Annotated in this window: 3 protein-coding genes, 1 tRNA gene and 1 pseudogene; all 5 read left to right on the forward strand. The window is 36.5% G+C overall.

Annotated features, from left to right (window positions below):
- The first annotated feature begins 38 nt into the window (after positions 1-38).
- Positions 39-114: transfer RNA gene (locus ACSYSW_RS05300), tRNA-Gly, on the forward strand.
- A gap of 729 nt (positions 115-843) precedes the next feature.
- Positions 844-1,353, forward strand: coding sequence for a ClbS/DfsB family four-helix bundle protein (locus ACSYSW_RS05305; protein ID WP_491704346.1), 510 nt, complete (start codon positions 844-846; stop codon positions 1,351-1,353).
- A 139-nt stretch (positions 1,354-1,492) separates the two neighbouring features.
- Positions 1,493-4,567, forward strand: a pseudogene (locus tag ACSYSW_RS05310) (amino acid adenylation domain-containing protein); the annotation flags it as partial.
- Positions 4,568-4,705: 138 nt separating this feature from the next.
- Positions 4,706-8,263, forward strand: a complete 3,558-nt coding sequence (locus ACSYSW_RS05315; RefSeq protein WP_491706328.1) for a type I polyketide synthase — start codon at positions 4,706-4,708, stop codon at positions 8,261-8,263.
- Positions 8,229-12,998 carry an amino acid adenylation domain-containing protein gene (locus ACSYSW_RS05320; RefSeq protein ID WP_491706040.1) on the forward strand — a complete coding sequence of 1,590 codons (4,770 nt, stop codon included), beginning with the start codon at positions 8,229-8,231 and terminating at the stop codon, positions 12,996-12,998. The genes ACSYSW_RS05315 and ACSYSW_RS05320 overlap by 35 nt, the downstream gene beginning before the upstream one ends.
- The last annotated feature ends 44 nt before the right edge of the window (positions 12,999-13,042 follow it).

Here is a 13,042-nt window from a genome sequence, read left to right on the forward strand (position 1 = left end):
TTGTATAATGCACAGCACTTTTTACCAATCTCTTTAATGCGGGAATAGCTCAGTTGGTAGAGCGCAACCTTGCCAAGGTTGAGGTCGCGAGTTCGAACCTCGTTTCCCGCTCCAAATATTAATCTACTGATGTCCAGTAACATCTAAATATTCAATAGCCAGAGAGTCATGCCTCTTATCTTTTCAAGCAAAGCCATTGAAATGTACTCAAATGCATAACCCATAAGTACATCTTTAATTACATTGTTTTTCAATTTAAGTGCTTCGGTACTTGTTATCTAATTTAGTCTGATTCTACTGCGTTCTGTCGTAGGTTGATCCCTTGATATTTTCTGTTTTTTTATTTCTGTTTTTTTATTTATTTTTACCTTTATATTTTATCAATAGGATATGGGGCTGAGATGTTTAACGGATTTAAGCGTTCATCATGCAAAGGTGAAGTTGTCGGTGTATACGCTGTTTGATGCATGGTTTGGAATTACGGTTTGAGCATTATGGGGCTACATGGTGGCTTTTTAAAGTATATTTGACAACCTAAATTTTCTCCTATATCATTAACCGTATTGTATTATATTGTATATCTTAATATTAAATCATTACTATATAATATTAGTAGACGTTTAAATATACAACTTTTTTTGTGTAAAATAATACCATTTTCAGTCAAAGTCGAACCAGATTTTTTAGTGTCACAAATTATTTGTTTGTTAACTATTGTAACTGTAACTTATGTTTGCTGGTTTGTGTTGTTCTTTAATTTGACAGTATCGGCTTGCTTGATTAATGGGTAAGAAATTTATAATAAACAATAATTAAGTTAATTGGGTTAACGGAAAACTAACTATGATCTATCAGACCAAACAGCAATTATTAGATGAAATAAATAAAACGGCTGATCTATTTATTGAAGAGTTTAAAACGGTCACTGAAGATAAAAAAGATAGTTTAGTGGATGGAGTTGATAAAACACCTGCGCAAATGATTGCTTATCAACTAGGTTGGTTAGCATTAGTAAAGTCATGGGATGATACAGAACTCTCAGGAGAGATTCCCATTTTACCTGCCAAAGGCTATAAATGGAATCAATTAGGGGAGCTTTATCAGTCATTCTATCAAGCATATAAGGATTTATCTTTAAAAGAGCTTATACAGCACTTTGAACAAGCGGTCGATATTTGGACTGGCTGGATTGGTTCTTTGTTGGAAGAAACACTATTTATAAAAGATAGTAGGAATTGGACTAAGCCTTATCCTGAAAGCTGGACTGTTGCAAGATTTATTCACATCAACTCGGTTGCTCCCTTCAAAAGTTTTCGGACTAAAATAAGAAAATGGAAAAAGTTAATGCAATAACTGTATATCTGATAAAAATTACCTACAAAAGAATAGCAATAGCATTCGGAGTATGGAGATATTAGTCATAATTAGTCAATAGGGATAATATATCATGAATGATGTTTCAGCTTCAAATTGTAACGATAATGGCTTCAAAATGTCATTAACGCCAGGTCAACAAAGTTTTTTATTTCACTCATTGGCAGGAAAGGGGAGCCGTAATTATCACGAGCAATTTGTTTGCCGTTTCGCTGAACGTGTTGATGTTGAATTTTTCCAATGGGCATTAGAAACTTTATTCCAAAAACATGATTGTTTCCGCGCTCATTTTTTCTGGAATGAAGGCGAACAGCCTTATCAAATCGTTAAAAGTGATATTTTACCAAGATTGCATATTATCGATATTGATCAGGATATTCAACAACTCAATTTTCCACTGAATAGTGAGATTACGTTGACATATGATTAAGGTGGCAATCAGGATGCTTTTGTCAAAGAATTTCTACATACTGATTTAAATCATGTTTTCGATTTAAGTTCAATCCCAGTTAGAGCCTATCTAATTCAGTTACCTAAAGAGAGTGTATTTATCTTTTCTTATCACCATATTATTATGGATGGCTGGAACTTATCTATTTTTGTTCAACAGCTTTTAAGTTTATACAATACTGCATTGGTGACAACAATAAGAAATGCTGATGCTATTTTATCAATGCCGCTCAAGCCTTTTATGGAAGAAATTTCTAAGCGACAAAAAGTATTTCAACGAGATTATTGGTCATCATATCTTCAAAATTTACAGCCAAGCCATTTTGAGCCTTTTTCAAGACTTCCTGATATAAAAAACAATTCGGAAGAAAGCACCGTTATCTGGTTAGAAAAATCATTGCCGCAAAAGATTAACCAAAATATACAGCAATTATGTGGTCAATATCGGATTACTCCAGCTTCGTTATTTTATGTTGCATGGGGTATTTTATTACAACATTGGCTTAATAGTAACGATGTGGTATTTGGTATAACCGTCTCAGGAAGAAATTCCTCTATCGATGGCATTGATGATGCATTAGGATTATTTATTAATACCTTACCATTACGTTTGAAAGATGAGGGATCAAATACACTGATTCAGCATTTACAACAGATGCATGAAAGGTTAATTGCTCATTATGATCATGAGTACGATTCATTATCAAAAATTAAGAAAACCACGCCGGAGGCAAATTATCAAGGTGAATTTTTCGATTCTCTTGTCGTTATCGAAAATTATCCGGTCGATTCGTCTTTGCTGGTAAAAGAAGGGCAAATCGCTATTGATAGCATGAGCGTTCAAGAACAAACTCATTATCCATTAACGTTGACTGTTTTAAATCAAAATGGTTATGTCTTTAAAATAGGATATTTAAATCGATTTTTCTCTGAAAATATGGCTCAAACAATGTTAACGCATTTGAGTTATTTGATTGAACAAATTGTAGATAACCCAGTACGATCAATCGGCTCTTTGCTTAATATCTCACCTGAGCAGCAAACACAATATATCGAGTCTCAAATTCAAACTATGTTATGTGAAAACTGGGATAGACAATCTAATGTGATCGAACAATTTTATTCTATAGTTGAAACAGAAGGGGACCGAGTTGCAGTAGTTGATGAATATGAATCATTGACTTACCAGCAATTAGCAGATAAAGCAGATCAAATAGCAACATTTCTTATTCAGAAAGAGATAAAACCAGATAATTTTATCGGAATTATCAGTGAGCGTACTGTTTATACCGTGGCAGCAATTATTGGGGTGATGCGAGCCGGCGCAGCTTATATTCCGATTAGTGCGGACTATCCAGTAGCAAGAATTCAAGAAATGATTGACGATAGTCAAATATCATTATTACTAGTGCAGCGAAACACGTTTGATGAACTTAATCTAGAACAATATGATCTTTATGATTTACCACCTACACCAAAAGTGGTTTATCCTGAAATTAATCGAGACATGAATGCTTATGTAATTTATTCATCAGGTTCAACAGGTAAACCTAAAGGTATTTTGGTATCGCATCGAGGACTATTGCGGCTAGTACAAGCAAATAGTCCATTAAAATTAAAAAACTATAGCACGACATTACTATTTAGCCCGTTTGAGTTTGATGTTTCAGTGTTCGATTTATGGGGAACCTTAATTAATCGCGGTAAGTTAGTTTTAATTCGTAAAGAATCGTTGTTTGATATTGATAAAGTTAGCAACGTAATAATGAAACAGCAGGTTACGAATACGACAATAACTTCATCATTATTTAATACTTATGTTGCAGAGGGAGCAACATTTTTTGAGCATTTTAAACAAATTATTGTAGCAGGCGAACCACTTTCGGCTAAACATGTTAATGAGATTATAACTAAATATCCAAATTTGGTAATTATAAATGGATATGGTCCAACCGAAAACACTATTTATACGACGGCTTATCGAATAGATCATCTTGTACCCAATCGAGTTCCGATCGGATACGCAGTACCTGGCACATCACTTTATATTATTGATAGATATGGGCATCTATTACCTATTGGGGCAATGGGTGAACTTGTCGCAGGCGGAGAGGGTGTTGCAGTCGGTTACCTAAATAAACCACAATTGACTGAAGCAGTCTTTATGCCAGACCCTTTTATTTCTACTGGTTATATGCATAAAACAGGAGATTATGCGCGACTACTTGATGATAACTGCGTGGAATGTTTTGGTCGTAAAGACGGGCAGATAAAGATTAATGGGCAGAGGATTGAAATTGGCGAAATTACACAGCGTTTGCTAGATTCTAAAGGAATTATTGAAGCGATAGCTTTAACTTACACGTTGCGAAATAGTCAACACATAGGGGCGATTATATGTGTTGATGAGAATTATAATGAAATTGCTACTCGCTCACATTTAACTGCTACTTTGCCTTTATTTGCTCTACCAAATCCTATCATCGTAGTCGATGAAATACCTAAGAATCATAATGGTAAAGCTAATCTTGAGGAACTACGTAACTTATTACTTGTGAAACAAAAAAATATTGTTCCCACTTCGAGTTTGGTGCAATCTAATCTTGGTATTACATTAAAAAATATTTGGCAACAAGTGTTAAATCAGTCACAAATTGATGGCAGTAAATCTTTCTTTGTTTTAGGTGGAACATCATTAGATACAATTAGAATCAAAGGCGAAATTAAAAGACAACTTGAAATTGATGTAGATATTACGGATCTATTTAAATATCCGACATTAGATTCTTTAACTGCTTATCTTACAAAAACAACGTCCGCAAGTGTGTTAAAACCAGAATTGATTACTAAATACAGTGAATCGCCAATTGCAATAATTGGTATGGCAGGGCGTTTTCCAAGTGCTAACAATATTGAATCACTATGGCAGTTGATTTCAGGGCGAGAATCTGGATTGACTTTTTTTAGTGATGATGAATTACTTGCTTATGGTGTTTCATCTGAGCAATTAAATTCCAGTTATTATGTTAAAGCAAAAGGCGTGTTAGACGATTTAGAATGGTTTGATGCGGCTTTTTTTGGTTACACTCCAAATGAAGCAGAATTAATGGACCCACAAATTCGCTTATTACACCAATGTTGTTGGCAGACCTTGGAAAATGCAGGGTGTGATCCTAGCACTTATCCTGGCTCGATAGGGGTATTTGCTGGATTGTTAAGCTCACCTTATTGGTTAAAAGCGGTTATGGAAAATAGCACCGATTCTACCTCGTTGTATAAAGCCAGTTTATTAAATATTCATGCTGCTACCGCTTTAATTGCCCATTCATTGAATCTTACCGGACCGGCAATAACCATTGATACTGCTTGTTCAACTTCTGCAGTAGCTATTCATCAAGCATGTAATGCTCTTCGTAATAGAGATTGTTATGCCGCATTAGCAGGTGGGGTTTCAATCGAAATGCCTGCTTATCGAGGTTATGAATATCATGAAGGAATGATCCATTCTAAAGACGGTATTTGTCGACCATTTGATAGTAAAGCCTCTGGAACGATTACCGGTGATGGTGTTGCAACTGTATTATTAAAACGCCTTGATGATGCTATTAAAGACAAAGATTGTATTTATGCTGTCATTAAAGGAACTGCTATCAATAATGATGGACATGACAAAGTGGGTTATACAGCACCTAGCGTAAATGGACAAAGAGACGTTATTTGTTCTGCGATGAAACGCGCCAATTTTATGCCAGATAGCGTTGGACTTATTGAAGCACATGGAACTGCAACAACACTTGGGGATCCCATTGAAATCCGAGCACTTAATGAAGTTTTTGGTTCAGCCACTACACCATTTTGTGCTGTTTCTGCAATAAAAAGTAATATCGGTCATTTAAACTCGGCTGCGGGTGTCGCAGCGGTTATCAAAACTTCATTAGCACTTTATTATCAAGAATTGCCACCAACAGCCCATTTCCAACAATTAAATCCTGCTATTAATTTATCAAATTCAGCGCTTTACATAAATAGTCAATCTAAGCCATGGGTTCAGTCGTCCCCACATCGAGCTATGGTCAGTTCATTTGGCATAGGAGGGACAAATGCCAGTATTGCACTTGAAGGCTATGATACTTTAGAAAATAATGCCGGACTAATTCGTGATTATTATTTATTACCTTTTTCAGCAAAAACTGCAACAGCTCTTGATTTAAGAGTGATCTCGACGTTAACACATATTAAACATACACCAAATTTACGATTACCGGATGTTGCTTATACCTTACAAACAGGGCGAAGTGCATTCAAATATCGTCGTGCTTATTTGGTAAGCCGTGGATCAAAAATTGATTTATCTTCAAGCACCGTATTAAATGCTCAACAGTTTAATGGTAAAAATGAGTTAACAGCCGCCATCTGTTTTATATTTCCCGGTCAAGGAGGTCAATATCGAGGGATGTCAAAGGGTCTTTATGATAGCCAACCACTATTTCGTGAACAGATGGATAAATGTTTTAACGCTTATCAACGTATTTCATCGATTGATCTTAAAGATATATTATTTAATGAACAGTCATCTCATGATATTAATCAGACCATATTTACCCAACCCATACTATTTAGTGTTGAATACAGCTTAGCAATAACATTAATTGAGCTAGGAATTAAGCCTGCAAGTATGATTGGACATAGTCTAGGTGAATATGTGGCAGCTTGTATTGCGGGTGTATTTTCGTTTGAAGATGCAATGCGTATTATTGAAGCTCGCGGCCGTTTAATGCAATCTATGCAATCAGGTAGCATGCTTGCTGTTTATCTAAATCGTGTCGAGCTAGAACCTCTTTTGAATCAACATGATAATATTGAATTGGCGGCTAATAATAGTGAACGCTTTTGTGTTGTAGCAGGTCCTGATGACGCAATTATTGCTTTTACTTATGCTTTAGAAAAAGAGAGCATTAAGTATACGAGATTAAAAACCTCACATGCATTTCATTCAGTCATGATGGAACCAATGTTGCAAGAATTTGCCAAATTGTTAAACCAAATCCCGTTAAATGCTCCGCAAATTCCATTTATGTCTAATGTTTTAGGCGATTGGATTACGGCTGAACAAGCAACATCATCTGATTATTGGGTCAAACAAGTAAGATGTCCTGTCTTGTTTAATGAAGGAGCCACTCATCTATTAAAAGAGTCCCCTTTATTTATTGAAATTGGACCAGGTAAAGCATTATCTACCTTTATTCAAACAAATAGTTATTATCATAATCAGATAATGATACAGACAATACGCCAAATTAAATCGCCGGTTAATGATGATGAATTTTTACATCAAGCCCTTGCCATGCTTTGGGTAAATGGTGCAACTATTGATTGGCACCAATTTAATCGCGATGCATTAGGACAGCATATTCCTTTACCCGGCTATCCTTTTGAGCAAAATTATTATTATCGCTATGGTGAAGCGCTTTCCGGTTATCAGAAGTTCCCCCATCCACTTCGTCAACCCAAAAGTGAATGGTTACAGCGTGTTATCTGGCAAAAAGAGACCTCATTTTTATCAGACGCATTTTATATGACAGGCTCGTTAGTTATTATTATCGGAATAGATTGTGACTGGATTAAACAAATTCTAGCTCAAGATGGCATCGAAAGCCTTATTATCGCACCGCCTATTTCGCCGTTTGAGCAGATGTGGGACAGTAATAGGATTAATCAGCATTTTCAACCACTTATAGAAATAGTGCAACAAAAGCATTATCAGCAATTGCATTGTATTTATTTATCACCGGAGTATTTATCTCTTATCCAATCATTATTTGCAATCTACCGTATTTCAACTTGGTTTTTGCATGATGCTATATCAATGGCTTCGATGACAATTATTACGCAAAAAGCGTTTCGCATTCAGGAAGAAGAGGTACCGGAGCCTTCTCAAACTGCATTATCTGGCGTTGTAAATGTGCTTATTCAAGAATTAAATCCAACAGTCGTACGAATGTTTGATTTTGGACATGAAATTACAGCGGATGATATGAGCGTATTAAATCACCAGATTGATAATGGGAATAGTCAAGCAATCATGGCTGTACGACAAGGTATCGCCTATTCACGTCATGTTATACCAACTAATTTACCCGTAAATCCAATATCATCAGGTATTGAATCAGGTAGTGTAATATGGATTATTGGTGGCGAAAAAGGGATTGGTCGAGTAATTGGTGATATGTTGGCATCTCGTGATGGGGTAAATGTGATTTTAAGTAGTCGTCAGGCGCATTTAAATAATGAGATCATTATTGCTAATACTGAAATCATGCATTGTGATGTAACTTCTGCCGATGCAGTAAATTCTTGCCTGACTAAAATTTTGGATCGGTATCATCGTCTTGACGGTGTGATTTTTGCTGCCGAATCGACTACAGCTAAAGATCCATGATAAAACTATAGTTGATTATTTATATCGTACTGCCGATAAATACGCCGAAAAAACGGCTGTTTTTATGGGTGACAACATTATAACCTATCGAGAGCTAAATGAACGTTCTAATCAATTAGCGCATCATTTACGTGCCCAAGGAATTGGTGAAGATAGCGTAGTCGTTATCATTTTCCCACGAAGTATTGAAATGATGATTGCTATTTTTGGTGTGATAAAAGCGGGAGCTGCTTATTTACCATTAGCAGCAGATGCACCAAACAGCCGTATTAAAAATATACTCACTAGCAGTGCAGCTTCATATCTTATTTGTCATAGCTCATATAATGAAAACCATTTATTGCCTATGTGTCATGTAGATGACGATGCAGTACTTAATCAGACGACGACTAATTTAACGTACCGCCCACATCCTCATCAATTGGCATATGTAATTTATACGTCGGGATCGACTGGTGTACCTAAAGGAGTTGCAACCGAACATGGTGCTTTACTTAATCGTATTGAGTGGATGCAAAATGCCTATCAGATTACTGATAATGATGTACTGTTTCAAAAAACGGTTTATACCTTTGATGTATCGGTTTGGGAGATGTTTTGGTGGGCAATGCATGGCGCTTCGTTGGTATTACTGCCATCAGGACTTGAAAGCGATCCCCGCACCTTACTAAAACTTATTCATCAGCATCAGATCTCTGTTGTGCACTTTGTCCCATCGATGCTTAATCTATTTGTTGAATATCTTGAGATAAAAAATGATAGTAAACTCATCGCCTCTTTAAAATGGGTATTTGTTAGTGGTGAAAAGCTAAGTCACTATAGTGTGACCAAATTTTATAAAGAAGTGACCCAAGGTACATTGGTTAATCTTTACGGACCAACGGAAGCAGCAATTGATGTGAGCTATCATACATGCTTGCGTGATCATGACTATCATGATGTACCAATTGGAAAGGCTATTACTGGTTGTCGCCTTTATGTTCTTGACGATAAATTGAATATTGTTGCCGATGGTGAAGAAGGTGAGCTTTATATTGCTGGTATCAGTTTAGCAAGAGGATATCTTAATAATCCTGAGCTGACTAAACAGAGCTTTTTTATTCATCCTTCTCTTTCTTATAATGGACAACCTGAACGATTATATAAAACTGGTGATCTAGTACGTTACGACAGCACAAGTAAGGAAATTAATTATATAGGGCGTAATGATTTCCAGATTAAAATAAGGGGATTGCGTGTCGAACTTGGGGAAATTGAAGCCCATATTATGCTTGCTTCCAATATTCAACAGGTTTTCGTTGTTGCAGATCAAGAAGATGCAGATCATCAATTAATTTATGCTTTTATTGTCAGTTCAGTAGACGTTGACCTTAAAGCTTTGCTCGATTCGTTATCTGTTTCATTACCTGACTATATGCTACCTAATCGACTAATAGCATTATCGTCACTACCACTTTCAGCTAATGGGAAATGTGATCGTAAAAAGTTGATAGAGATAGCTCGTGAATATTCAGCAAAATGTGTTGATTTGCGTGAGTTGCCAACAGTGCAATATTGTCCATTGTCACCAATGCAAGAATCTATGTGGTTTATGCAGCAGCTCGTTCCAAATATTGCACTTTATAATAATCCTAGCGCATTACAACTTGAGGGTATTGTTGATCTTGCTCGTCTTGAAGAAGCGATTAAATGTGTGATGAGTCGACATTCGTTACTACGGGCGACGGTTGAGCTTCAAAATGGTAAACCGATGCTTGCGATTTCGCCAACACTACCAAACCCGTTTTTTATCACAACTCAACTCCAAGAAACGGATGATTTGCAAAATCAACTTAAGATTAAAGTTTCCAAACCAATGCCTTTGACTGCTACATCACCACTTTGCTATTTCGAATTAATAAAATGCAATCAAACCAATCATGTATTGCTGATTCATTTACATCATATTATTAGTGATGGTTGGTCAAAAGGTATTTTATTGCGTGAGTTGCAAGCTATTTATAATGGTGAAGTATTACCTAATGAGCTACCAATGGAATATGCTGATTATGTCAGCGAGCAAGAACAGTGGCGAAAAAGTCAGCAATATCAAGATGATTTGTCTTATTGGCATGAAATGCTCGGTGATAATTTACCTGTACTTGATATTCAAGGAGATAGGCCTCGTCAAAACGTTAATCAGCATCAAGGGGCATTTATCTCATTTGAATTACCCATATCCCTTGGTGACGCTGTTGTAGCATGTGCGCGTTCACAACGTGTTTCATTATATAACTATCTTCTGGCTGTTTTTTTAGTTTTATTGCGACGTAATGCACGTCAACAAGACTATATCGTTGGAATGCCGATTGCAGGTCGTTTGTCACAGGAAAGCGAATATCTTATTGCGCCTTTGATTAATGTGTTACCTTTACGTTTAAGTGTTGATGAAACGATACCTTTTCAAACCCTTATACAGTCAGTCAGAGGGAAGTTACTGTCTTCTATTAAACATCAACGACTGGGCTTTGATGAAATCGTACGGACGTTACATATTGATCGTAGTACAGAGCACTTTCCGGTTTATCAATGTATGTTCCAATTAGATAATATGCCGATGACACGTCCGATGCTTAACGGCCTTACTGTGACACCATTATTATTGGACACCGGAGCTTCTCAAGTTGATATTTCTTTAAGTATGCAAAATATCGATGGGCGTATCACCGGAACATTTGAATATGATGCCGAGCTTTATACTGTAGAACGGATACAGAACTTTATAGAACAATTTCATGAATTACTTGAAATAACGAGTCGTGAACCTGCGATTATTATTAGCAATTTAATTAAAGTTAATCAACGGGAATATACTTGGTTACAACAGCATAATGCCACTAATACCAAGCTACCTCAAGTGACTAACGTTGTGGATCTCTTTTCATCGTATTACCAAGATTCTCCGAATAATATTGCATTGCGCTGTGGTACAGCTGTTATGAATTATGAGCAGTTACAGCAAGCTATAGCACGAATACAGCAATGGTTAATTGATTTGGGTGTCAAACCTGGCGATTATGTTGCTTTAATGTTACCACTATCGTTTGATTTGATTATTACTCAACTAGCCGTGTTATCACTTGGGGCAGCCTATGTACCAATTGATAACGATGCGCCAATAGAACGTAATACCCTTATTTTAAAACAGGTAAATGCGGTCATTTTAATCACTACACAACCATTTATTGAGCTAAATACCCCTTCACTACGTCATATATCAATAGTGAATTGGCAAGATTTACCGGTGGTTAACCAGTTGGCGCTATCTTCCTTAACAACTCAAAATTCGTTAGAGAAAGACGCTGTAATTATTTTCACCTCAGGTACAACAGGCGTACCTAAAGGGGTGAGATTAACGCAACTTAATCTACTCAATTTGATTTGTTCATTTATTACCAGCTATCAGGTAAGTGCAACAGATGTGCTGTTACCAATCACTTCTGTTGCCTCTGCGAGTTTTGTTGGTGAAATATTACCAATTCTTGCCGCTGGTGGCACTTTAGTCTTGGCTGAAAAAACACAAAGTTTAGATACCGATGCGTTTATTCGTTTACTGCAAGAAAAAAATGTCACCATTGTTAGTACAACACCATCACTATCAACGAGTATTTCTTCATTAAGTAGTGATTTGAGATCACTACGATTGTTTCTTTGTGGTGGGGAAGTGATGGAATATGATCAGATTAAACCTTTGTTATCACATACGACGGTTGTAAATGGTTATGGGTTGACTGAAAGTGGTATTTGCTCAACTTATTATGTGGTTCCAAAACAAACCAAGCAAGAAGATGGACCCATGCCCATTGGTCGACCTATACAAAATACTAAAGCATACGTGGTTGATGCTAATCATAATCTTGTTCCACCAGGCGTAAGAGGAGAGTTGTGTTTTTCTGGATTAGGGTTATCACCAGGTTATTTAGATATACAGCAAAACCGTGTCCGTTTTATTAATTTACCAGAGGTGCCAAGCGAACGTGTGTTAAAAACAGGCGATCAAGCCTATTGGTCGATAGACGGTAATTTGTTCTACCTTGGGCGAGAAGATCGTCAAATACAAATTCGCGGACATAGGGTGGAAATTGGTGAAATTGAAAGTCAGTTGAGATTACATCCTGATATTACTGATGCATGGGTTGATATAAGACGTAATGCACTGGCAACCCCAATTTTGGTCGCATTTTATGTGAGTAACGGCACAGTACTTGATGCTCAGCAAATCCGAATTTGGCTTAGTTTGCGTTTATCATTGCATATGTTGCCACTGTTTTATATTCCAATTCCTGCTTTACCCATTGGTTTAAATGGCAAGGTTGATCCAAATAAACTGCCAGAAGTTGATCTCGGTCAACTTGATGTGCAAGGTGAATATATTACGCCAACTAATGAATTAGAACGCCAATTGGTCATGATATGGCAACAGCTACTTGGAATTGAACAAATTAGCTGTACGACTAACTTTTTTGATTTAGGGGGGCATTCATTACTCCTGGTAAAAATGCAACAGATGATTGGTCAAATATGTGGTCAGCATGTACAACTAGTTGATTTAATGCGTTTTACTACGATTAAAAGATTAGCCAGTTATTTACAAATGCCGATGGCTACACAAGGCGATACGGCGACGATCACTCAACAGCGAGCAGAAAAACAACGTTCAGCATTTGAGTCAGCCTATTGGGGGCGTAGAAACTAAGTTACAAGATAAGTGAATTAATCGAACGTGTAATAATTATAAAA

Source organism: Gilliamella sp. ESL1225 (assembly GCF_058502635.1).

Coding starts and splice junctions, on each gene's coding strand:
- ACSYSW_RS05305 (WP_491704346.1), top strand. CDS start 844: ATGATCTATCAGACCAAACAGCAATTATTAGATGAAATAAATAAAACG.
- ACSYSW_RS05315 (WP_491706328.1), top strand. CDS start 4,706: ATGGCAGGGCGTTTTCCAAGTGCTAACAATATTGAATCACTATGGCAG.